Origin of the sequence: Thermophilibacter mediterraneus, from assembly GCF_900119385.1 — a bacterium.
Lineage (GTDB): Bacteria > Actinomycetota > Coriobacteriia > Coriobacteriales > Atopobiaceae > Thermophilibacter > Thermophilibacter mediterraneus.
This window is the reverse complement of sequence record NZ_FPKO01000008.1, coordinates 125,716-147,830: the sequence shown is the minus strand read 5'-3', so window position 1 is coordinate 147,830 and position 22,115 is coordinate 125,716. Positions and strand designations below refer to the sequence as shown.

The 22,115-nt window shown below is 68.1% G+C and carries 24 protein-coding genes, 1 tRNA gene and 1 pseudogene; 12 read left to right on the top strand and 14 right to left on the bottom strand.

The features are described 5' to 3' along the window. Window positions 1-11: 11 nt before the first annotated feature. The 6 genes from BQ7106_RS02845 to BQ7106_RS02820 all read left to right on the top strand — a co-directional run bounded on the left by BQ7106_RS02845 (window position 12) and on the right by BQ7106_RS02820 (window position 5,333). Window positions 12-470, top strand: a complete 459-nt coding sequence (locus BQ7106_RS02845) for a LysM peptidoglycan-binding domain-containing protein (RefSeq protein ID WP_083526857.1) — start codon at window positions 12-14, stop codon at window positions 468-470. Window positions 471-568: 98 nt separating this feature from the next. Continuing rightward, window positions 569-1,018, top strand: coding sequence for a transcriptional regulator NrdR (nrdR, locus tag BQ7106_RS02840; RefSeq protein WP_072370976.1), 450 nt, complete (start codon window positions 569-571; stop codon window positions 1,016-1,018). After that, the gene (gene dut, locus BQ7106_RS02835; protein ID WP_072370973.1) at window positions 1,011-1,457 is read left to right on the top strand and encodes a dUTP diphosphatase; all 447 of its coding nucleotides are present in this window, start codon (window positions 1,011-1,013) and stop codon (window positions 1,455-1,457) included. Before nrdR ends, dut begins: the two co-directional genes overlap by 8 nt. 80 nt (window positions 1,458-1,537) lie before the next feature. Further along, complete coding sequence (locus BQ7106_RS02830; protein WP_072370969.1) at window positions 1,538-2,851, top strand: NCS2 family permease; 1,314 nt, start codon at window positions 1,538-1,540, stop codon at window positions 2,849-2,851. Between the two features lie 72 nt (window positions 2,852-2,923). Continuing rightward, a complete protein-coding gene (locus tag BQ7106_RS02825) occupies window positions 2,924-4,204 on the top strand; it encodes a uracil-xanthine permease family protein (RefSeq protein ID WP_072370965.1) in 1,281 nt (426 codons plus the stop codon). 175 nt (window positions 4,205-4,379) lie between these two features. After that, window positions 4,380-5,333, top strand: coding sequence for an NAD(P)/FAD-dependent oxidoreductase (locus tag BQ7106_RS02820; protein WP_072370962.1), 954 nt, complete (start codon window positions 4,380-4,382; stop codon window positions 5,331-5,333). 509 nt (window positions 5,334-5,842) lie between these two features. Here the strand turns inward: BQ7106_RS02820 and BQ7106_RS02815 are convergent. After that, window positions 5,843-7,420, bottom strand: coding sequence for a ClC family H(+)/Cl(-) exchange transporter (locus BQ7106_RS02815; protein WP_072370959.1), 1,578 nt, complete (start codon window positions 7,418-7,420; stop codon window positions 5,843-5,845). Window positions 7,421-7,433: 13 nt separating this feature from the next. Then, window positions 7,434-7,676 (bottom strand): NlpC/P60 family protein, encoded by a 243-nt coding sequence (locus BQ7106_RS11235; protein ID WP_240307433.1) that lies wholly within the window; start codon window positions 7,674-7,676, stop codon window positions 7,434-7,436. A 52-nt stretch (window positions 7,677-7,728) separates the two neighbouring features. On the opposite strand from BQ7106_RS11235, the gene BQ7106_RS10755 reads away from it, so the two are divergent. Then, window positions 7,729-8,679, top strand: a complete 951-nt coding sequence (locus tag BQ7106_RS10755) for a hypothetical protein (RefSeq protein ID WP_072370952.1) — start codon at window positions 7,729-7,731, stop codon at window positions 8,677-8,679. 75 nt (window positions 8,680-8,754) lie between these two features. Here the strand turns inward: BQ7106_RS10755 and BQ7106_RS02800 are convergent, their stop codons facing one another. The 8 genes from BQ7106_RS02800 to serC form a co-directional block, all read right to left on the bottom strand. Next, window positions 8,755-9,294: an adenine phosphoribosyltransferase gene (locus BQ7106_RS02800; protein ID WP_072370949.1), complete on the bottom strand. Its 540-nt coding sequence runs from the start codon at window positions 9,292-9,294 to the stop codon at window positions 8,755-8,757. Further along, complete coding sequence (gene ftsR, locus BQ7106_RS02795) at window positions 9,287-10,069, bottom strand: transcriptional regulator FtsR (RefSeq protein ID WP_072370946.1); 783 nt, start codon at window positions 10,067-10,069, stop codon at window positions 9,287-9,289. Before ftsR ends, BQ7106_RS02800 begins: the two co-directional genes overlap by 8 nt. A gap of 5 nt (window positions 10,070-10,074) precedes the next feature. Further along, the gene (locus BQ7106_RS02790; protein WP_072370944.1) at window positions 10,075-10,494 is read right to left on the bottom strand and encodes an FHA domain-containing protein; all 420 of its coding nucleotides are present in this window, start codon (window positions 10,492-10,494) and stop codon (window positions 10,075-10,077) included. A gap of 40 nt (window positions 10,495-10,534) precedes the next feature. After that, on the bottom strand, window positions 10,535-10,915 hold the full coding sequence (locus BQ7106_RS02785) for a RidA family protein (RefSeq protein ID WP_072370942.1): 381 nt from the start codon (window positions 10,913-10,915) through the stop codon (window positions 10,535-10,537). A gap of 83 nt (window positions 10,916-10,998) precedes the next feature. Next, entirely contained in the window at window positions 10,999-11,835 is an 837-nt protein-coding gene (locus BQ7106_RS02780; RefSeq protein ID WP_072370940.1) for an aminomethyltransferase family protein, read from the bottom strand. Then, window positions 11,832-12,566: a CDP-alcohol phosphatidyltransferase family protein gene (locus BQ7106_RS02775; protein WP_072370938.1), complete on the bottom strand. Its 735-nt coding sequence runs from the start codon at window positions 12,564-12,566 to the stop codon at window positions 11,832-11,834. The genes BQ7106_RS02780 and BQ7106_RS02775 overlap by 4 nt, the downstream gene beginning before the upstream one ends. A gap of 121 nt (window positions 12,567-12,687) precedes the next feature. Continuing rightward, window positions 12,688-13,860, bottom strand: a complete 1,173-nt coding sequence (locus tag BQ7106_RS02770) for a 3-phosphoglycerate dehydrogenase family protein (RefSeq protein WP_072370936.1) — start codon at window positions 13,858-13,860, stop codon at window positions 12,688-12,690. 86 nt (window positions 13,861-13,946) lie between these two features. Continuing rightward, entirely contained in the window at window positions 13,947-15,026 is a 1,080-nt protein-coding gene (gene serC / locus BQ7106_RS02765) for a 3-phosphoserine/phosphohydroxythreonine transaminase (protein WP_072370934.1), read from the bottom strand. 1,139 nt (window positions 15,027-16,165) lie between these two features. Here serC and BQ7106_RS02760 point away from each other — a divergent pair. Both BQ7106_RS02760 and BQ7106_RS02755 read left to right on the top strand, forming a co-directional pair. Further along, window positions 16,166-16,984 carry a hypothetical protein gene (locus BQ7106_RS02760; RefSeq protein WP_072370932.1) on the top strand — a complete coding sequence of 273 codons (819 nt, stop codon included), beginning with the start codon at window positions 16,166-16,168 and terminating at the stop codon, window positions 16,982-16,984. Between the two features lie 65 nt (window positions 16,985-17,049). Continuing rightward, window positions 17,050-17,589, top strand: a complete 540-nt coding sequence (locus BQ7106_RS02755) for an NYN domain-containing protein (protein ID WP_072370929.1) — start codon at window positions 17,050-17,052, stop codon at window positions 17,587-17,589. A gap of 598 nt (window positions 17,590-18,187) precedes the next feature. Here the strand turns inward: BQ7106_RS02755 and BQ7106_RS02750 are convergent. The 3 genes from BQ7106_RS02750 to BQ7106_RS02740 all read right to left on the bottom strand — a co-directional run bounded on the left by BQ7106_RS02750 (window position 18,188) and on the right by BQ7106_RS02740 (window position 19,719). After that, window positions 18,188-18,264, bottom strand: a tRNA-Pro gene (locus BQ7106_RS02750). 323 nt (window positions 18,265-18,587) lie between these two features. Continuing rightward, on the bottom strand, window positions 18,588-19,451 hold the full coding sequence (locus BQ7106_RS02745) for a DUF3737 family protein (protein WP_072370926.1): 864 nt from the start codon (window positions 19,449-19,451) through the stop codon (window positions 18,588-18,590). A 46-nt stretch (window positions 19,452-19,497) separates the two neighbouring features. After that, the gene (locus tag BQ7106_RS02740; protein ID WP_240307414.1) at window positions 19,498-19,719 is read right to left on the bottom strand and encodes a hypothetical protein; all 222 of its coding nucleotides are present in this window, start codon (window positions 19,717-19,719) and stop codon (window positions 19,498-19,500) included. A 114-nt stretch (window positions 19,720-19,833) separates the two neighbouring features. Here BQ7106_RS02740 and BQ7106_RS02735 point away from each other — a divergent pair, with 114 nt between their 5' ends. Both BQ7106_RS02735 and BQ7106_RS02730 read left to right on the top strand, forming a co-directional pair. Next, the gene (locus tag BQ7106_RS02735) at window positions 19,834-20,709 is read left to right on the top strand and encodes a LysR family transcriptional regulator (protein WP_072370923.1); all 876 of its coding nucleotides are present in this window, start codon (window positions 19,834-19,836) and stop codon (window positions 20,707-20,709) included. 49 nt (window positions 20,710-20,758) lie between these two features. After that, window positions 20,759-20,890 (top strand): annotated as a pseudogene (locus BQ7106_RS02730) (SDR family oxidoreductase); the annotation flags it as partial. A gap of 60 nt (window positions 20,891-20,950) precedes the next feature. Here the strand turns inward: BQ7106_RS02730 and BQ7106_RS02725 are convergent. Further along, entirely contained in the window at window positions 20,951-21,508 is a 558-nt protein-coding gene (locus tag BQ7106_RS02725; RefSeq protein WP_129583772.1) for a cysteine hydrolase family protein, read from the bottom strand. Window positions 21,509-21,586: 78 nt separating this feature from the next. Here BQ7106_RS02725 and BQ7106_RS02720 point away from each other — a divergent pair, with 78 nt between their 5' ends. Beyond that, window positions 21,587-21,904 carry an MGMT family protein gene (locus BQ7106_RS02720; protein WP_072370912.1) on the top strand — a complete coding sequence of 106 codons (318 nt, stop codon included), beginning with the start codon at window positions 21,587-21,589 and terminating at the stop codon, window positions 21,902-21,904. Window positions 21,905-22,115 lie beyond the last annotated feature (211 nt).

The window sequence follows — 22,115 nt, the reverse complement described above, 5'->3', positions numbered from 1 at the left end:
GAGACGCACCCATGAGCACCCGCACGAGCACGCACGCCACGCTTCCCGCATTCGACGGCACCGCCGCGCTCAGTACGGGCCCCGCGCGCCTCGTGCTGCTCGAGGGCGGCCTCGGACGCGCGGGACGCGACGCCGGGCGGCCGCCCCGCGCACCGCGCACCCGCCCCCTCACGCGCGCCCAGGAGGTCGCGCTCGTCGGGTGCGCGGCCCTCGTCGTCTTCGCCCTCGTCCTCGCCTCGTCGGTCGCCGACACGCTGCTCGCCACGGGCGTCTCGGACAGGCTCTCCGAGCTCCCCACGAGCACCGTCGTGGTCGGCCAAGGGGACACCCTCTGGGAGATCGCCGAGAAGAGCGCGCCCGGCGAGGACGCGCGCGCCGTCGTCGCCTGGATCCAGGAGGCAAACGGGCTCGAGGGGGGCCTTCTCGTCCCGGGGCAGGAGCTCGTTGTGCCCGGCGGAGCGCTTTCCTAGCCCCCGCGCCTTTCAACTCTGTTTCCCGTCCGCCCGCCGATTTCGATTTTTGAACGTTTTGTGATACCTTCTCCTGTGCGTATACACGAGGAGGTTAGATGCGCTGTCCGAAATGCGGGTGCGAGGAGTCCAAGGTCGTCGACTCACGACCGTCCGAGAGCAACGACGCCATCAGGAGGCGTCGCGAGTGCACGAGGTGCGGCTTCCGCTTCACCACCTACGAGCGCTGCGAGGAGCTCCCCCTCGTCGTCATCAAGCGCGACGGGCGCAAGGAGCCGTTCGATCGCCAGAAGCTCATGAGGGGCCTCGTCACCGCCACGGTGAAGCGCGACGTCGCGCTCCCCGCGCTCTCGTCGCTCATTGACGACATCGAGTCCGAGCTCCGTGACGGCGGCGTGACGGAGATTTCCTCCGTCGACCTCGGCAGCATGGTGCTCAAGCGCCTCGTTTCCGTCGACAAGGTCGCCTACGTGCGCTTTGCCTCCGTCTATCGCGACTTCAAGGACGTCGACGAGTTCAGCGAGGAGCTGAGGAGCCTGAATGACTGAGGAAACGATCAACCTCCCCATCAAGCGGCTCGACCCCACGGTCGAGCTCCCCACCTACGCCTACGCCGGTGACGCCGGGCTCGACCTCAGGGCCAACGAGGACGTCACCCTCGCCCCGCACGAGCGCCGCCTCGTATCCACGGGGCTCGCCGTCGCGATTCCGGAGGGCTACGCGGGCTTCGTGCAGCCCAGGAGCGGGCTGGCGCTGCGCGAGGGCCTCTCGATGGCCAACACCCCCGGCCTCGTCGACTCCCACTACCGCGGCGAGCTCAAGGTCTGCGCCGTCAACCTCGACGACGAGCGCCCCATCACCATCAACCGCGGCGAGCGCATCGCGCAGCTCGTCATCCAGCGCGTTCCCGTCGTGTCCCTCGTCGAGGTCGACGAGCTCGACGAGACCGACCGCGGCACCGGCGGCTTCGGCTCGAGCGGCGCCTAGCGCACACGCTTTCCCGCCGCGCTCTCGCGGCTCGAATGGAAAGGCCCCTGACAACCCTCGACAGAAAGGGATGGCACTACATGGAACAGTTCTTCAAGGCCCAGGAGCGGGGGTCGAGCGTCGGCCGCGAGGTGCGCGCCGGCCTCACCACGTTCCTCGCGATGGCCTACATCATCGCGGTGAACCCCTCGCTGCTCGTCGCCGCCGGCATCCCGGCAACGGCCGCCGTCACGTCCACCTGCGTGGGCGCCGGCATCATGACGATCCTCATGGGCCTCTTCTCCAACCGCCCGCTCGCCTGCGCCTCCGGCATGGGCATCAACGCCATCTTCGCCTTCAGCCTGACCGCCGTGGCCGGCGGCGACTGGCACGCCGCGAGCGCCGTCGTCTTCGTCGAGGGCATCGCGATCCTGCTGCTCGTCCTGTGCGGCCTGCGCGAGGCCATCATGGACGCCATCCCCGTGTCGCTGCGCCACGCCATCTCCGTCGGCCTCGGCCTCTTCATCGCCATGATCGGCCTCAAGGACGGCGGCATCATCGTGGCCGACGAGTCCACCATGGTCGCCCTCGGCGACGTCGCGAGCCCCACGTTCATCGTCGGCCTCGTCTCCATCGTCGCGACCATCGTGCTCTACGCCCTCAACGTCAAGGGCTCCCTGCTGCTCGGCATCATCATCGCCGTCGTGGCGGGTATCCCCCTCGGCGTGACCCAGCTCCCCGCCGGCATCGTCTCCGGCCTCGACTTCACCTCCTTCGGCGCGCCCTTCCAGGTCGACGAGTCCGGCGTCATGGGCATCGCCAAGGTCGTGACCAACCCGACGCTGCTCGTGCTCGCGTTCTCCCTCATGATGTCCGACTTCTTCGACACCATGGGCACCGCCATGGCGGTCGCCAAGCAGGGCGAGTTCCTCGAGCCCGACGGTCGCGTCAAGAACATTCGCGAGATCCTCGTCGTCGACTCCGCCGCCGCCGCGGTGGGCGGCCTCGTCGGCGCCTCCTCGATCACCACGTTCGTCGAGTCCGCCTCCGGTGCCGCCGACGGCGGCCGCACGGGCCTGACGTCCGTCGTCGCCGGCCTGCTCTTCATCCTCGCTGCGTTCTTCTCGCCGCTCATCTCCGTGGTGAGCTCCGCCGCGACCTGCGGTGCCCTCGTGTTCGTCGGCTTCCTCATGATGAGCGAGGTCGCCGAGATCGACTGGTCCGACCTGCTCGAGGGCCTGCCCGCCTTCCTGATCGTCGCGGGCGTGCCGATGACCTACTCCATCTCCAACGGCATCGGCTTCGGCTTCCTCTGCTACGTGGTCGTCGCCGCCGTCACCGGCCAGCTCAAGAAGGTCAAGCCGCTCATGTGGGTCGCGGCGCTCGCCTTCCTCATCTACTTCCTCGTCGTCTAGCGCACGATCGCGGGGCCCGGGCGCTCGCCCGGGCCCTTTTCGTTGCGCGCTCCAAAGAGAGAGGGGTGACCCATGAGCTCACACGAGCGCGAGGTCATCGGCGTCGACGACCGCGTCTCCGTCGGTCGCGCCATTCCGCTGGGCATCCAGCACATGATGAGCATGTTCGGGTCGACGGTCCTCGTTCCCGTCCTGACCGGGCTCGACCCCAACGTCGCCATCATGTGCTCGGGCATCGGCACCATCTGCTACCTGCTCGTCACCGGCAACAAGATTCCGAGCTACCTCGGGAGCTCTTTCGCCTTCATCAGCCCGATCCTGGCCGTGGGCGCAACCAAGGGCCTCGCCGCCGCCATGTCGGGCGTCATCGTGGCTGGCCTCGTCTTCCTTGCCGTCGCCGGCATCATCCGACTCGTCGGAACGGGGTGGCTCGACCGGCTCCTGCCCCCCGTGCTCGTCGCCTCGGTCATGGTCGTCATCGGCGTGGGGCTCGCCGCCACTGCGGCGGACATGGCCTTCATGACCGAGGCGGCCGACGGCACGAGCGTCTTCTACGGCACCGGTGCCATCGTCGCCGCCGTGACCCTCGCGGCGGCGGTCGTGTTCTCCGGCATGGGCGGCATCGTCGGCACCGTGCCCGTCCTTCTCGCCATCATCGTCGGCTACCTGCTCTCGCTCGCCCTCGGGCTCGTCGACTTCGCACCCGTCGCCGCGGCGGCCTGGGTCGGCCTCCCGCACGTGTCGATGCCCCAGTTCGATCCCGGCGCCATCGCCCTCGTCGCGCCCGTCGCCGTGGTCGTGGTCATCGAGCACATCGGGCACCTGCTCGCCGTCGGCGAGATCGTGGGCAAGGACTACCGCGAGATGCTGCCGCGCTCGCTTGCCGGCGACGGCATCTCCACGATGATCTCCGGCTTCCTCGGCGGCCCCCCGACCACCACCTACGCCGAGAACATCGGCGTCATGAGCGTGACGCGCGTCTACTCGACGCAGATCTTCTGGTACGCCGCCGGCTTCGCCCTCGTGGTGGGCGGCTTCTGCCCCAAGCTCGCCGCGCTCATCCAGTCCATCCCGAGCCCCGTCATGGGCGGCGTGAGCCTGCTGCTCTTCGGCCTCATCGCCTCCAACGGCCTGCGGATGCTCGTCTCCAACCGCGTCGACTTCGATGTCAACCGCAACCTCATGATCGCCTCCGTGGTGATCATCCTCGGCGTGGGCATGGAGACCTCCGGCATCTCGATTCCCATCGGCGACTACACGCTGCCCGGCATGGCCACGTCCACGCTCGTCGGCATCATCATGAACCTCGTCCTGCCCAGGCCGTCCGAGGACTCGTCCCCTGACGCATCCTGACGGGCGCGACAGGTCTCGTTCCCACGGCCGCGGCGCCGCCTCCGGGAGGCGCCGCGGCCGCGCTGCGTCTCGTGCGCGGGCGTCGGATGCAATGCTACCGCTTGAGTGTCATTTGACGTTACGATGGGGGAGCGCGGGGTATACCACCTACAAGCCAACGAAGAGGGGAGCCAGCATGTCAGACGGCACCATCAGCAAGGACCTCGTCATCGTCGGGGGCGGCCCCGCGGGCCTCTCCGCGGCCATCTACGCCTCGCGCTCGCTGCTCGACGCGGTCACGCTCGAGCGCGAGGCGCTCGGCGGCCAGGTCATCCTGACGAGCGAGATCGACAACTATCCCGGCGTCCCGCACGCCGACGGGTTCTCGCTCGTCGACGCGATGCGAGCCCAGGCCGAGGACCTCGGGGCGACGATCGTCATGGACCCCGTCGACTCGGTCGAGCGCGACGAGGCAACGGGGCGCTTTCGCGTGAGCGCCGCGTCGGCGAGCTACGACGCCGCCGCGGTCATCGTCGCCGCGGGAGCAACGCCGCGCCACGCCGGCTTCGAGGGCGAGGAGCGCTTCGCCGGCCACGGGGTCTCGTACTGCGCCACGTGCGACGGCATGTTCTATAGGGGCAAACATGTGTTCGTGGTCGGGGGAGGGAACTCTGCCGCGGAGGAGGCGCTCTTCCTGGCGCGCCTGGCGAGCCGCGTGACGATGGTCGTGCGCAAGGACCACCTGCGCGCGCAGGCGGCCATCGTGCGCGAGCTCGAGGAGAACGAGAGGGTCGAGATCCTGCTCAGCACGAGCGTCGTCGCGCTCGACGGCGGCGAGCTCCCGTCGCGCGTCACGCTGCGCGACAACGTCACGGGCGAGACGCGCACGCTCGACTACGACGAGGGCTCGTTCGGCGTCTTCGTGCTCGTGGGTCGCGTCCCCGAGACCGGCCTCGTCGCGGGCCTCGTGGAGACCGACGATGCCGGCTACGTCGTCACGGACGACCGCATGGCGACCGCGACGCCGGGGCTCTTCGTCGCGGGCGACGTCAGGAGCAAGGCGCTCAGGCAGATCGTGACCGCCGCCGCGGACGGTGCCGTCGCCGCCACGAGCGCGGCGTCGTACCTCGGCCTGCCCGTCGAGGGGTAGCGCGGCAGGCGTGTCTTGGTGCGGGCCGGGAGGGGTCGTTGGTCGGGCCCCTCTCGGCCGTGCTCATATAAAACCGTGATAATATATCTTATGTAAAGTAGAGGGTATCGAGGATAGGTCTGGGTTCCACAGAAGCCCCCCCTGCCGCACGGCGCCTCGGAACCTCGGTTGTGCCTTCGCGGCCGCATGGGCCATCGGTGTTGCGCGCCATCGCGGCCTCGCGACCATCGGTCTTGCGCCTCATCTCGGTATCACGACCACCGGTGTTGCGCCTCATCGCGGCCTCACGACCCGAGGCGTCGCACAATCTCGGAATTGTGCGACGGCGAGCGCGCACTCGGCGGGTTTCTTGACCGCGAGAAGAACCTCATCTGGGGTTTCGTCCCCGTTCCTCCGGTGCTCGCCGCACAATTCCGAGATTGTGCGGCGGTGCGGCGACCACGGGCCGCGGCGGTCACGGGTCGCAGCAATCACGGGCCGCAGCGACCACAGGCCCGCGCGCCGCGGCTTCAGCTCCCGACGCGCTGGGCGGCCATCACCCGGAGCTTGAGCAGCGCGTCGTCCGCGGCGTCCGACCCCACGATGACGAGCAGGTCGTCGAGCGCCTCGAGCCGCGTGTCGCCGCTCGGAAGCAGCTCCTCGCCCGCGCGCTCCACCGTGACCACGCGCATGCCGTCCGGCCACGGGACGTCGCGCACGAGCATGCCCTCGAGGCGGCTCCCCGCCCCCACGCGCACGCTCTCGAGCGCCTTGCGACCGCCGAGTCCGCTCACGTCGGGGTCGGCGGTCGTGGTGTCCAGCAGGTTGGCGAGCAGGTGCTCGTAGAACGCGTCGGTGCGCGTGAGGCTCGACGTCACGTACGCGACGATCGACACGATGGAGACCGACAGCAGCGCGTCGAGCGATCCCGTGAGCTCGAAGACGAGGACCACGGCCGTCACCGGGGCGCGCACGACGCCCGAGAACAGGCCCGCGACCCCCAGCGCCACGAAGTTCGAGAAGTACCACTGCCTGAGGCCCACGAGCTCGGTGCAGCCCGCCGCAAAGGCCCCGCCCACGAGCGCGCCCATGACGACGAGCGGAAAGAGCGTGCCCCCGGGCGCTCCCGAGCCGAAGCACACCGACGTGAAGACGTACTTGCCCGCGAGCAGCGTGAGCAGGGCGACGATCCCCGGGCGGCTCGTTGCGAGGACCTCCTCGAGCACGGCGTCGCCGCCGCACATGAGCTCGGGCCACGTGAACGCGACGATGCCGGCGAGGGCGAACGGGACGGCGAGGCGCGCGTACGGCAGGTGCGAGCGGATGCGCCCGAAGAGGTCCTGGAGGGCGAACATCCCGCGGTTGTGCGCCGCGCCGAGCAGCCCGCACAGGACGCCCAGCACGACGACGAGCGCGTAGTCGGGGTGCGGCAGGTCGCGCGAGAACGCGAGGGCCATGACGGGCTGGACCCCGAGCACCTGCGAGACGAGCAGATCCGAGGCGATGGCAGAGCTCATGACGGAGATGATGAGCGGCGCGGTGAACTCCTTGTGGATCTCCTCGAGCGCGAAGAGGACGCCGGTGAAGGGCGCGTGGAACGCGGCGGACATGCCCGCGGCCGCTCCGCAGGTCACGAGGAGGCGCTCCTCTCCCCTCTTGCGCCCGAGCGCGCGCGAGACCGCCTTGCCCGACATGCCGCCGAGCTGCACCGACGGACCCTCGCGACCGAGCGAGAGGCCCGAGAGCGCGAGCAGCGTGCCCTCGACGAACTTGGCGGGGATGACGCGATGCCACGGCGCGTCCATGCGGTCGACGACCTCGGCGTCGACCTGCGGGATGCCCGACCCCGAGGTCGCGGGCTCCCACGAGACGAGCCTGCCGACCACGAGCATCATCGCGGCGAGGGCGACGAGCCAGCAGAGGGGCCCGACCCAGCCGCCTGAGAGCGCGCCGGTCACGGAGCGAAGGAGCCCCTCGGCGTATGAGAGCGCGATGCGGTACAGGGTGACGACGGCCCCGCCGGCAAGGCCGACGAGGACGCCCTCGCCCACGAGCGTCACCTGGAAGCGCCGCGAGAGGCGCCGCGCCACCTCATGGTCCTGCCGCACGGAGCATCAGCGCCTAGTAGTAGGAGCCGCCGCCGTAGAAGCTGTAGAGCTGGCCGATGATGACGCCGGAGCCCGGGTTCGCGGCGTGGAGGTACGTGCCGTTGCCGAGGTAGATGCCGACGTGGCCGGAGTGCGGGAAGACGAGGTCGCCCACGGCGAGCTCGTCCATGCTCGTCTTCCAGTCGCCGCTCGCCTGCAGCGAGGAGATCATGGCGTAGGTGGTGCGCCCGCGCGCGTAGCCGTAGCTGTAGCAGATCAGGCCGGAGCAGTCGAACGCGTCCGGGCCCGCCGCCCCGTAGACGTAGGGCTTGCCGAGCTGCGCGTACGCGGTCGCGAGGCCGCCGCCCGCGGGGACGGAGGGCCCGGACGCGTTCGACTGCTCCGGCCTGATCTGCTACAGCTACGGCTACGCGAAGAGGGTCCTGGTGGCCTGGGAGATGTGTATAAGAGCCGGGCCCCGGGGCGGCGGGCAGCCCCAGCGCCCCTCCGAAGGCACCGCCGCCGTTGTCGCCGCCGGTGCCTTCGGAGGGCTGCTGGGTCTGCCCGCCGCCCTGGGACTGCCCGTTCTCGATGGTGTCGATGGCGTTGGAGACGTTCTCGTTCTCGGCGGCCTGCTCGGCGAGCTGCGCCTGCACCTCGGCGTCGAGCGCCTCGTAGTAGCTCGTCGCCTCGGCGACGCGGCTCTGGTACGCATCGACCTGGCTCTGGAGGTCGTCGACCTGCTGCTGCTGCGTCTGCTGCTTGGACTGCAGGTCGCTCATCTCCTGGGAGAGCTGCTCGGCGAGGGTGCGGACCTCCTCGATGGCCGCGGCCTTCTGCTCGGAGATCTTGTCGAGGTAGTAGACGCGGTTGGCGAGGTCCTCGGCGGAGGTGGAGCCGAGGATGAAGTCGAGCAGCCCCTCGCTGCCGGTCTTGTAGGTGCTCTTCATGCTCTCGCCGAGGGCTGCCTGCTTCTCGGAGAGCTGCTGGCTGGTGGACTCGACCTGCGCCTGGGTCTCGGCGATGGCGTAGTCGGTGGCCTCGAGCTCGGTCGTTGCGGTGGCGAGGCGCTCCTGGTAGCCGGCGAGCTCGGCGCCGAGGGCGTCGAGCTGGGCCGCGGCTGCGGCGAGGTCGGATGCGGGGTCGGCGTAGGCCACGGTTGCGGGAAGCGACGTCAGCGAGACGGCCCCGCAGAGGGCGAGCGCGATGCCCGCGGTGACCGCCCTGTGTCTAAGCTTCATGAACGAGAATCCTTTCGTAGACCAACTAGTACATCTTAGCTGTGTTGCGTGGCTCATCGGTTCGTTCATACGATGGGCATGAATCCAAGGGTCGCCGCCGCGGCACCGTCTCGCCTAGCGCACCGTGACGAGCGAGAAGACCTCCTGGTCGTAGTCGCGGGCGATGACCTCGCGCGGGCTCAGGAAGCCGAGCTCGAGGATGAAGGCGAACCCGACCACCTCCGCCCCGGTCTGCTCGGCCAGGCGCGCCTGCGCCACGGCCGTGCCGCCCGTGGCGACGAGGTCGTCGACCACGAGCACGCGGTCGCCCGGCCCCATGGAGTCGCGGTGCACCTGCAGCTCGTCGGTGCCGTACTCGAGCTCGTAGCTCTGGCGGTAGACGGCGCGCGGGAGCTTGCCGGGCTTGCGGGCGGGAACGAAGCCGCAGCCCAGGCGGTACGCCACCGGGGCGCCGATGAGAAAGCCGCGCGCCTCGGCGCCGAGCACCTTGGTGACGCCGCGGCCCTCGAAGCGCCCCGCGATGGCGTCCACGGCGGCCCGCAGGCCCTCGGGGTCGTCGAAGAGCGGGGTCACGTCCTTGAAGACGACGCCAGGCTCGGGGTAGTCCGGGATGTCGACGATGCGGCTCTCGAAGTCAAAGGTCTGCTCAGACACGCGTGGTCCCTCTTCCCGTGTTCTTCTCGCCCGACGCGTCGCGCCCGGCGTCCTTCTCTGCGAACGGCTCCTTGATGCGCCGCGCGATGAGCTCGTCGCGCACGGCGTTGGTGAGCCCGAGCATGCGCGAGAACGCCTGCTCGAAGCGCTCCCGGGCCTCGTCGGAGGGCGGGAGCTCCACGCCGCCGCCCTTGCGGGCGTACACCACGAGCGCCTGCTCGAACATGGCGGACTCGCGGTTGGCGGCGATGACGTACTGGCGGAGGTTGCGCGGCAGGATGCCGAAGTGGCGCAGCTCGTCGCACACGCGGATGAGCGGGAAGTCCCGCCCGTCCACGAGGTCGCGCCCGTGGGGCGAGCGCGTGAGCTGGATGACGCCGGCCTCGGAGAGCTGCCGCACGAAGCTCACCGAGGCGCCCACGAGCTCGGGCATGCGGTCGATGGGGTGGAGCTTGCCGGCGGTCTCCTCGTCGTCGGGCGGCAGCGTGACCGCCTCGAGGCCCACGCCCGCCGAGCCCGCCTGCCCCGCGTCCATGCGCTCGAGCTCCTCGCGGATGACCGAGAGCGGCAGGAAGCGGTTCTTCTGCAGGTAGAGGATCGTCTCGAGGCGATGGACGTCGCGCTGCGAGTAGAGGCGGTAGCCGCTCGGCGTGCGCGAGGGGTTGAGGAGCCCCTCGTCCTGCAGGTAGCGCACCTTCGAGACCGAGAGGTCGGGATACTGCTGCTGCAGCTTCTTGACGACCTTGCCGATTGTCAGGTATCCGGCGTCGGCCATGGGCGCTACGCCTCGGTGTCGATCCTGCGCGGGCGCGCGCTCGTGTGGAAGACCATCCGGAAGGTGCCGATCTGGATGGTCGAGCCGTCCTTGAGGCCCGCCTTGCTCACGATGGCGCCGTCGACCCACGTGCCGTTGAGCGAGCCGAGGTCCTCGATCGTGGCCATCCCGAGCGAGATGTTGCCGAGGTCCATGCGCGCGTGGTGGCGCGAGACGGTCATGTCGTTCAGGAAGACGCTGTTCTTGGGGTCGCGCCCGAGGGTGATCTCCGGCGCGTCGAGCTCGAAGGTCTCGCCGATCTGCGGGCCCTTGACGATGGTGAGGGTCGGGTGGGACGGCTTGGAGCCGCCCATGAGGTCGGGTACGGTGGAGTCGGCGGCGGGCATCCGGAAGATCTCGGTCGCGCCGGGATTGGTGTTGGGCATGTCACACTCCCCTTTCGGTGTCACTCCTATGATAGCGCGCTTACCTGCACGCGATGCAGTCCATCTCGACGAGCGAGCCGAGCGGCAGCTCGGAGACGCCGACGACGGCGCGCGCCGGCGCAGGGGAGCCGAAGCGGCGGGCGTAGACCTCGTTCATCGCCTCGAGGTCCGACAGGCTCGCGAGGTAGACCGTGGTCTGCGCGACGTCGGAGAGCGTGCAGCCGACCTCGCCGAGGATCGACTCGATGATGTCGATCACCCGGTCGGTCTGCTCGGTGATCCCTCCGTCGACGAGGGCGCGCGGGTCCTCGTGCGAGATGGGGAGCTGCCCCGAGGCGAAGACGAGCCTGCCGGCGGTGGTCCCCTGGGAGTACGGGCCGAAGGCCTCGGGAGCGCCCTGGGCGTTGATGGCGTACTTCATGCGAGCCCCCTTCCGGGCCGCGGCCCTTGAGGTCAGCGAGCGTGCAGTGCAAAGCGCGGCGAGAAGAACGTGCGGGCGGCGGGCTAGTCGCCGAGCGCGCGCTCCCCCACGAAGCCGCCGTCCGCGCGGACGAGGCCGAGGCGCGCGAGCTCGGCTCGGGGCGCCGGGACGCGCGGCGGGCCCGCGGGGAGCGGCCGCGCGCGGGCCCAGAGCTCGCGGGCCGCGCGCGTGCCCACGGGCTCGACCTCGGTGAACGAGAGGAGGCTGCGCCACAGCACGCGCGCGGAGCGCGCGGGGACGAGCAGCAGCCAGGCCTCGGGGCCGCGGGCGGGCACGCGCGCCACGAGCGCGGGGATGGCGTCGAGGTGAAGCGACGCGACGCGCCCGGGCCCGGGCAGCGACTCGCCCGCGGTGCGCACGTAGTCGGAGAGCACCGCGCGTGAGCGCTCCCCGGCGAGCAGGATGGGCACGAGCATGCGGCTCGCGTCCTCGAGCGCGCTCCCCTCGTACGGGGCGTACCCGTCGCGCTCGACGCCCGAGAGGAAGCCGACCCAGGCGACCGCGGCGGCGCCCTCGGGCCCGGGGTCGCACAGGACGTACTCGTGGTCACCCGTGCGCAGCGCGAGCGGCGCCGCGACGAGGCGGCCCTCCCCGGTGAGCACGGCCTCGAAGGCGGCCTCGCCCACGGCGAGGCGCCTGCCCGCGAGCGCGGCCTCCGCGAGCTCGGGCGCGCTCGGGCCCGAGAGCAGCTGGTAGGTCGTGCCCGTCAGGTCCGAGACGACGGCCCCCCCGAGCGACGGGCCGAGGTCCTTCTCGCCCGCGTACGAGCTCACGGCGAGCGCCCCCGCGAGGGGGCCCTCCTCGAAGCTCGCGCCGAGGATCACGTGCTCCTCGTAGAGCGCCCCCATGCGCGCGCTCATCGCTTTCCCCCGCGCCCGCGGGTCGCCTGGCGCCTGATGTCGGCGCCCTCCTTGGTGTAGATGACCGCGGCGGCGGCGGAGAAGAGCACGCCGAGGTAGACGAAGAAGATGCCGAGCGTGGCCGGCTCGGCGCCGAGGCCGGGCAGCCAGGGCGACTCGACGATGCCGAGGCCGCCCACCTTGGGCAGGCCGAGCAAGAGGTCGCAGAAGCCGAGCATGAGCAGCGCCGTGGCGGCCTTGCCGACGTAGGACACGTCGACCGGGCGGCGGCGGTAGCGCTGCAGCACCATCCCGCCGAGGGCGAGGTAGACGTCGCGCCCGATGACGAAGACGGGCACCCACACCGGGAGCTCGCCGACGATCAGCAGGCCGATCACGCCGGTGAACAGCAGCACGCGGTCCATGATCGGGTCCATGATCTTGCCGAGCCAGCTCACCGTCTGCGTGCGGCGCGCCACCTGGCCGTCGAGGAAGTCGGTCGAGGCGGCCACCACGTAGCACACGAGCGCCAGCGGGCGGTCGTGCCCGTCGCCGGCGAACAGGACCAGGAAGACGATGGTGAGGGCGAGCCGGCAGAACGTGATGACGTTGGCCAGCGTGAGTATCTGGGTCGACGGGTTGCCCGACGTGCCCACCGGGACGTCGGTGCGCCCGGTGCGCTGGCGCTCTGCGGCGTCGGAGTCCGCAACTGCCTTGATCTCCGCGGTGATGCGGTCGGTTCTCTCTGACACGTTTTGCTGCCCCTTGGGTCTTGGATGTGCCTACCCATTCAGGTTACCCATCTTAGCGCAATTCAAGACGCCGCCCGTCACCCCCTCGGGGGCGGCGGGCGGCGGGGCCGGCCCCCGCGCCCTAGGGGCGCTCGATGAGGCGCACGCGCCGCACGCCGGGCATGCCCGCGAGGCGCGCGCACGTCTCCTGCGTCAGGTCGCCGGAGACCTCGATGAGCGTGTAGGCGTTGCTGCCGCGGCTCTTGTTGGTCATGTTCTCGATGTTGAGGCCGGACGCCGCGATCTCGGCGGAGATGAGCCCGATGACGCCCTGGACGTTCTCGTGGAAGAGGGCGACGCGCTCGTTGCCCTCGGCGAGCTCCCCGAGGTCGACCTGGCCGTAGTTGACGGAGTTCCTGATGTTGCCGTTCTCGAGGTAGTCGCGCAGCTCGTCGGCGGCCATGACGGCGCAGTTGTCCTCGGCCTCGCCGGTCGAGGCCCCGAGGTGCGGCAGGACGATGGCGTTTCTCATGTTCGAGCTCGCGGGGTTGGCGAAGTCGGTGACGTAGCGGCCCACGCGGCCGTCGTCGAGCGCCTCAGCGAGCGCCTGCTCGTCGACGAGCGCGTCGCGGGCGAAGTTGAGCAGCACGGCGCCGCGCGGCATGCGGGCGATCTGGTCCGCGCCGACCATGTGGCGCGTGGCGTCGGTCGCGGGCACGTGCAGCGTCACGAAGTCGCAGCGGGCGAGGAGCTCCCCGAGGTCGGTGACGTGCTCGATGCGCCTGTCGAGGCTCCACGCGGCGTTGATCGAGAGGTAGGGGTCGTAGCCCATGACCTCGCAGCCGAGGTCGATGAGGGCGTTGGCGACCGCAGCGCCGATGGCGCCGAGGCCCACCACGCCCACGCGCTTGCCCGCGAGCTCGAACCCGCCGAACTGCTTCTTGGCCTTCTCGGCACGCTTGGCGATCTCGGGGTCGTCGCTGTTCTCGGCGACCCACGCGGCCCCGCCGATGACGTCGCGGCAGGCGAGCAGCATGCCGCAGATGACGAGCTCCTTCACGGCGTTGGCGTTCGCCCCGGGGGTGTTGAAGACCACGACGCCGCTCTCGGCGCAGCGCTCCACGGGGATGTTGTTCACGCCCGCGCCGGCTCGGGCGATGGCGAGCAGGCCGCCCCCGAGCTCGAGCTCGTGGAGGTTGGCGCTGCGGACGAGCAGGGCGTCGGCGCCCTCGGGCTCGGCGACGAACTCGTAGCCCGGGCCGAGGCGGTCGGTGCCGACCTTGGCGATGTTGTTGAGGCAGCAGATCCTGTACATGGCGTACCCTCCTGGGTTCGACCGGCGTCGGCCCGTGGCGCCCCCCCCGCGCGGGGTTGACGCCGTGACCCGGCGCCTGTCAAGTGTCAACGGTGCGCGAGCTCGAAGTCCCTCATGAACGCGACGAGCGCCTCGACGCCGGCGCGCGGCATGGCGTTGTAGATCGAGGCGCGCATGCCGCCCACCGAGCGGTGGCCCTTGAGGTTGACGAGGCCCGCGCGCGCGGCCTCGGCCACGAACTCCTTGTCGAGCTCGGCATCGCCGGTGACGAACGGCACGTTCATGAGCGAGCGGTCGCGCGCCTCGACGGTGGACGAGAAGAGCTCGGAGGAGTCGAGGAAGTCGTAGAGGACGGCCGCCTTCTCGGCGTTGCGCTCCCCCATGGCAGCGAGCCCGCCGTTCTTCTTGATCCACGCGAAGACCTTGCCGCAGACGTAGATTCCCCAGCAGTTGGGGGTGTTGTAGAGCGACCCGGCGTCAGCCTGGGTCTTGAGGCGCAGCATCGTGGGCACGCCGGGGAGGTCGTCGGGGATGAGGTCCTCGCGCACGATCACGATCTGCACGCCCGCGGGCCCCACGTTCTTCTGGACCCCGGCGTGGATGAGCCCGTACCTGCTGACGTCGACGGGCCCGGAGAGGAACATCGAGCTCTGGTCGGAGACGAGCACGTGGCCCTTGGTGTCGGGCAGCTCCCAGAAGCGGGTGCCGTAGATGGTGTTGTTCTCGCAGATGTAGAGGTAGCTCGCGTCCTCGCGGATGGGCAGGTCGGAGCAGTCGGGGATGTAGGAGAAGTTGCGGTCGGCGGAGGACGCCACGGCCACGGCGTCGCCGAGGATCTGCGCCTCCTGGAAGGCCTTCTTGGCCCAGTTGCCGGTGATGACGTAGTCCGCCTTGCCGTTGGTCGCCAGGTTCATGAAGACCGTGGAGAACAGCAGCGAGTCGCCGCCCTGGGTGAAGATGACCCTGTAGGAGTCGGGGATGCCCATGAGGTCGCGGAGCGTCGCCTCGGCGTCGTCGATGATCTTCTGGAAGACGGAAGATCGATGGCTCATCTCCATGACGCTCATGCCGCAGCCGGCATAGTCGAGCATCTCGTCCGCGCATTCCCCGAGTACCTCCTCGGGAAGCACGGCGGGGCCTGCGGAGAAGTTGTACACGCGCGCCATGTCGTCCTCCTGTGTCCGGGTGCAGTGTTCGACCATCATAGGGTCGCTGCGCACGCGCCCGCTGCGGGGCGGGCCGCGCGGCCACACGGCGTTTGCCGGACTGAAACGCGGACGAAACGGCGCGCGGGGGCGGGGGGCGCGTGTGCCCCCGTGTGGCGCACGTGGCGCACGGCCCCGGAGCTCCCGCGCGCCCCGCGCGCCGCACAATTCCGAGATTGTGCGGCCAGGAGGCGGGCGCGGGGAGCAAGCCGCCTGCTGAGGGCGCCCCGGTGGACGGGAGTCGCCTCGAGTGCGCGCCGCGCGCCGCACAATTCCGAGATTGTGCGGTAAAGGGGGAGCACTGTGAAGAATCAAAAATAGAGGTCACGGGCATTGTTCCGTGATCTCGAAATCTCGGATCGAGTGAACTGGGTTCGAATCAGCAATCCCTTGAACACCAGTCAGAAAGTATATTTAACAACTACATCTATCTACAATAATATGAGCACTTATTGATAAGAGGAGTTTGTCAAGTAACACGAAATGATTTCGTTCACATCCGGTTGAATAATTACCCCCCCCCCTTGTCCAGCTCGGAAACACCAGGCATGTACGCGAAGGCAAGCAGTGCAACCTGAGTGACAAAAGCATAGTGGTCATCGCGTTTCCCTCCTCCCGTGCTACCAGCCGAGGATGAAGCAGCATACGATTAGTGCGATGAAGACCCACCAATCCATCAGCTGCTCTCTTCACCTGGCTCGTAACGGATTACGAGCTTATGATTACGATTTGCAAATACTTTTGAATTACAGTGGGCCCGGTCACTTATCTGCCCCTCTGCGTCTCTAAAGTGTTTTATAAGCACTTAGAAACTTAATTCTAGTAACAAGTAAATGTGTTACTATGGACATAATAGACGTAAGGTTGAGGAATTATGACTGCCAAACTTTCTAAGATGCGCTCGAGATACGGGAAGACCCAGGAGGAGATAGTTGCCACCGCCGAGGTGTCCCCGAAGGCCGAGTTGAACTGGGGCAGGGTGAGATGTTTCCCAATGCCGAGCAGATTTGCCCCATCTGCGAGTTCTTCAGAATTGAGAGATGGGGCACGATGAGACTCATCGGCGTTATGGTCTGGTTTCAAGTGGAGAAGGAGGAGGCATGAGCGATAGCTACGTAGAGCTCTTCCGCATCGACGCGACACCGGTTGGTGACTCGCGCTATCCCATGGGGACAGAGGCAAAGGTATTCTCTGCCGATGGCGAACTCGTCGCCAAGGTCAACGGAGAGGTGGTGGCAAGACTTCCGAAGTCGTACGAGAGTCAAATCCGCTCGGAGAAGGACAAGCGGATTGAGCTTGGAGCGCGAATCGGCGATACCATCAGCGTGTCAGTCATGGTCCCGGCATCCAGGGCGTACGCTGCGGACTTCGTGACAAGTGCTCCACTGAGTGAGTCTGAGAAAAGGAGCCTCAGGAAGCACGGACTCGCCTTCGAGGACATGTCCGATGTCGATCTCAGCCGTAGCAACGTAAGGGACATTCGTGACATGGACTCGAAGATGGCTGGGTCCGGGCTCTACTCGCTCGGAAGCCTTCTGTCGGGAAACGCTGATACCTCTTTCATGATTGACCTCATGAAGGCACAGATTCGTCAGCAATGGGTGATCGTTCGTCAGAACGAGCAAATCATCAGGTTGCTTCGCGACATCGCAGGGGACGGCGCTCACTCGACGTCGAGGTCAGGCGGCTCCGATGACATCATGACAAAGATGTCTGCAAAGGCGAGCGGGGGAACGTTCGTCTCCATCGGTGACGATCTTACGTTCAGGGGAACGTTCCTCATGAAGGGTGGCTCCGTCGCGTCAAAGCTTACACCGGAGCAGCGAGACACTGTGATAAAGGCGATAGAGGCAGGGGGCTCAAGAATCTTCGTCCTAAACGTCGACGGAGATGACCTGACGATAGCGGTCTCAAGATAAAAGAGCCCTGCCTTGCATGTCCGGCAAGACAGTGCGCGAGGCGGGAACAAGAGGAAAGGAGGGGCGTGGACGCGACAAGAAGCAACTTCGCCTACATTGACAACCAGAACCTGTATATGGCCACCAGGAACTCAGACGAGCCGTGGGACGTGGACATGAGGAGGTTCCGCGTCTATCTCCGCGAGAAGTATGGCGTTTCGCAGGCCTACCTGTTCATGGGAGCCTTCGACTACCAGCGGCAGGACATGTACCGCCTGTTCCAGCAGTTTGGCTACGTGCTGGTCTTTCGCGAGCACGGACTCGAGCTGAAGGGGCGAAAAAAGGGCAACGTGGACGTTGACGTGGTCTTTGAGATGATGCGCGACTCATATGCGTCAAGACTCATGGATAAGGCCGTCCTCGTCTCGGGCGACGGTGACTACTTCCGCACCGTCGACCACCTTATCAACATAGGGAAATTCGAGAAGCTCCTGCTGCCGTCGAGGAAGAACGCGTCATCGCTCTACAAGCGGCTTCCAGAGTCCGTGAAGGCATGGCTCGACGGAAGCTCGATGCGAAGGAAGATTGGGAGGGTGAATGGGCATGAAAATGGGGGTTTCGCTTAGGTATCTCTCCGTTCGCGTCCCCCCCGTGATCACATGATAATCGTAGCATCGGGGGATGCGAGGGGTCAACGCCCCGACGCGCAAACCACACAAATCCGTCCATGTGCGTCCGCCAAGACAAGGCGCGTAGGCGAGGCCAACCAACAGCCACCGACCGTTTTCCAATGATGCCCGCACTCGCATAATCAAGGAGCTTTCGCTTGCTGATATGAGCCCACGCAGCAGCTTCAGTGGCGTTGAGCGGCTTTGCATACACGCATGGTGATTTCTGCATGATCCCACGAGCCTCTCTGCCTGAGATTGCCTTCCTCCGCCTCATCCTTTCGAAAATATGACCTTGATGATTCCAGACGGCATAGAACACAGAGAAGGGGCTAACCGTCGTTCACGAAGATGAAGAAGTTGTGGATACAGACAGCTCCCAAAAGCATTAGATTATTCAAGAAATGACGAGCATTTCAGTCGGACAATAGAAGTCAGTCAGCCGTTTTTGGCATGCAATTAGTATGCGGTTGGTTTGGTGGCGGTATGCAACGCGATAGTAGAGCTTGCTATAGCAAAAGAGACCAAGGTGTAGACCTTGGTCTCAAGAATACTCTGGTCGGGTGGACTGGATTCGAACCAGCGACCCCTTGACCCCCAGTCAAGTGCGCTACCAAACTGCGCCACCACCCGGTCGTTGTGCGAGGAAGTACTATAGCAGCCTCAAGGGCGCCGCGCAAGCGAGAATTTCGTCCGCCTGCGGGGTTGACGCTGGCGTCAGGTTGTAGCGTCAAGTTTTGACGTCATGACCTGACGATGCCCGCTTCCCATTGGCGCCGCCGCCCCGCATTTGGGCCCGCGTCCTGACGCTCCTCTTTGCCCCCGCGCCGAAACGGAGCATCTTGCGAGAACAGCCGCCGAGAGAGGCCCGTTTTCGCAAATCGCTCCGTCTCGGTGCCGGCGTCGCCCCCAGCTGCCCGCCCGCGGGCGGGGTTGACACCAGTGTCAACCCCGCTCTACGCGCACGCGCGCACGCACCCCGACGTCTCCTCAACCACGCCGGTGGCGCCCTCGATGTCCCGGATCACCTCGCCCACGGACGGCAGGACGATCCTGCTGCCGGCGAGCGGGTTCTTGACGCTGTCGACGTGCGTGGTGAGCGTCGCCTGGACGTGGCTGCGCTCGAAGGCGAGGTCGCAGTCGACCATCTGGCAGTTCACGAGCCTGAGCCCCGTGCAGTAGCACAGCGGCTGCGTGCCCTGGATGAGGCAGTTCTCGAAGGTGAGGTTCTCGCTGTACCAGCCCAGGTACTCGCCGCGCACGAGGGAGTTGCGCACCACGACGTTCTTCGCGTGCCAGAAGGCGTCCTTGGTGTCGAGCTCGCTGTCCTCGATCACGGCGTCCTCGACGTACTGGAACGAGTACTTGCCCTGGAAGTGCACGTCGCGCAGGCGCAGGCCCGTCGAGCGCATCATGAAGTACTCGCTCTCGGCGCTGGTCGCCTCCATCTCGATCCCGCGCGTGGACCAGCCGAACTCCGGCGAGACGACGTCGCAGCCGCGCATGCGCACGTCGGCGCACTCGCGCAGCGCCTTGATGCCGTGCAGGCGGCCGCCCTCGATGGTCACCCCCTCCGAGTACCACAGCGCCGCGCGGCACAGCTCGGTCATCTCCACGTCGCGCAGCACGAGCCCGCGGTCGTGCCAGAAGGGGTAGCGCAGGTTCATGAACGCGCCCTCCACGGTGAGGCCCTCGCACTCCTTGAAGGCGCTCTCGCCGTCGGCGGGGCCGTCGAAGCGGCAGTTCCGCACGACGAGGTCGCGCGTCCCGTAGAGCGCGCGCTCCTCGTCGAAGGTCCGGTTCTCGATGACGGTTCTCATGGCTGTTCTCCGTTCAGATGCGCGCGGGGCCGCCCCGCGCCCTTCCCTACATCTCGCTGGCGACGCGGGCGAGCAGGTGGTCGATGGCGTCGATGCCGCGCTGCGACGCGTGCAGCTCCTCGAGCAGGCGCCGCCGCTCGTCGAGCAGGACGCGCTTGGTCTCGCGCACGCGCCCCTCCTCGCACGAGCACCGCGCCCGCTCGGCCGTGGGCCCGTCGCAGGCGCAGTCGGCGAGGCAGCGCTCGATGTCGTCCGTGAGGTCCCCCATGCCATCCCCTCTCCCGCGTGGTCGACTCCAGTTTAGCGACGTGGCGTCATCATGTATAATTCCTATATCGCATAGGTGACTATGCGGCTCGGGCATGGATGAGGGGAGAAGAACGTGGAGCTCAGGCACCTGCGCTACTTCCTCATGGTGGCCCGCGAGGGCACGATCTCCGGCGCCGCTGCGGCGCTGCACGTCTCGCAGCCCTCGCTCTCGCGGCAGATGCAGGAGCTCGAGCGAGACCTCGGCGTGCGCCTCTTCGACCGCGGGAGCCGGCGCGTCTCGCTCACCGAGCCCGGGATGCGGCTGCGCAGGCGCGCCGAGGAGATCGTCGACCTCGTCGGCCGCACCGAGGACGAGTTTCGCCTCACGGCGGACACCCTCGCGGGCGAGGTGCGCGTCGGCGGCGGCGAGACGCCGGCGATGGGGCTCGTCGCCGACGCCATGGCGGCCTTCGTGGACGCCTACCCGCTCGTGCGGTTCTCGCTCTTCAGCGGCAACGCCGAGAGCGTGGGCGAGCGCCTCGACAGCGGGCGGCTCGACTTCGGCGTGTTCGTCGGGCACGCGGACCTCTCGCGCTACGAGTTCCTGCAGCTCCCGGCGCGCGACCGCTGGGGCGTCTTCATGCGGGAGGGCGACCCGCTCGCCGCGCGCGACGCCGTGACCCCGGAGGACCTCGCCGGGCGCTCGCTGATACTCTCGGAGCAGGCGAGCCGCGAGATGGGCGCGTGGTTTCGCCGCGACCTCGCCGACCTCGACGTGGTGGCAACCTACAACCTGCTCTACAACGCCGCCCTGCTCGCGCGGCGCGGCATGGGGGTCGTCGTGAGCCTCGAGGGCATCGTGGACACGTCCCCGGGGTCGGGGCTCGCCTTCCGCCCGCTCGAGCCGGCCATCTCCGCGGAGGTCTTCGTGGCGTGGAAGCGCTACCAGGCGTTCTCCCCCGCCGCCGAGGCGTTCCTCGGCGCCGTCCGCGCCCGCTGGGGCGCGTGAGGGCGGCCTAGAGAACGCCCGCGGCGAGGGACATCCTCATCAGCAGGCGCGCCACGTCGCCGGCACTTGCATGGGACACCCCGAGGAGATGGACGGCCTGGTCACGCTGCTCGTGTCCGACGCGGCGTCCTACATCACCGGGCAGACCATCGCCATCGACGGCGGGAAGACGGCGATCTAGCGAGCCGCGCCCCGCCGGCGCCCCGTCGGGTCGCGCGCCGTCGGGCGGCGACCGCCTCCCCTACGCGAGCGCCGCCTCCAGCTCGGCGACCGTGCAGAGCTCGGAGCCGTAGCACTTGACGCAGTGCTCGAGCGCGCCCTCCTGCGTGCCGCACAGGAAGGTCATCGTGGCGTCCGTCACCACCACGGAGTCGTAGCCCAGGAAGTAGGCGTCGGCCAGGGTGTGCAGCACGCAGATGTTGGTGTCGGCGCCCACGGCGATCACCTTGCTCACGCCGAGCTCGCGCAGGGTGAGGTCGAGGTCGGTCTGGAAGAAGCCCGAGTAGCGGCGCTTGGGGACCACGATGTCGCGCTCCCCCACCCCGACCTCGGGAAAGACGCGCGTCTCGCCGGCCACGCCATGCTCGCCCCAGAGCTCGAGCTCGCGGTCGTAGCCGCGGACGTGCGCGTCGTTGCAGAAGATCACCGGGACCCCCGCCGCGCGGCACGCGCCCGCGGCGCGGGCGACGGCGGAGCGGTAGGTGGCGGTGGCGGCGTCGGGGTCGTAGAGGGAGTCCGCCCCGACGGCCTCGATCGCGTCGATGACGAGCAGTGCGGCGGCGCTCTTGCGAATCTCCATGGGGACCTCCCGGACGCTGGTTGGTGGTAGCCTGAGCATAGCGGTTTTTCACGCGGCGAGCTCCCGGAGGTGGCGCCCATGGGCGAGAGCGGTTTCTTCGAGCGCGCGCACGACGTCGTGCGCCAGGTCCCCGCCGGGCGCGTGGCGAGCTACGGCCAGGTCGCCCGCCTGATGGGGGCGCCGCGCTGCGCCAGGCAGGTCGGCTACGCCATGCACGCGAGCCCGGGCGCGGCGGGGGGCGTGCCGTGCCACCGGGTGGTCTTCGCCGACGGCTCCCTGGCGCCCGGCTTCGCCTTCGGAGGCCCGGGCGAGCAGCGGCGCATGCTCGAGACGGAGGGCGTGGGGTTTCTCCCGGACGGGCGCGTCGACATGGCCCGCTTCGCCTGGGAGGCGTGAGTCCGCGCGTGGCCGTGCGCCCTGGTGCTTCCCCAAACCTCGCACCTAGTGGTACGTACCACAAATTACAAATTAACTTCAAACAAAATGCCGATAAGAGATTTTCTGAGACATAGACAAGGTGTGAGGTTTGCGCCCCGTCCGGTGCCCCGCCCCGCGCCCGCCCGAACCCCTCCCGCCCCGCCCGCGCGAGTGCGCGGCCGCCCAAAGG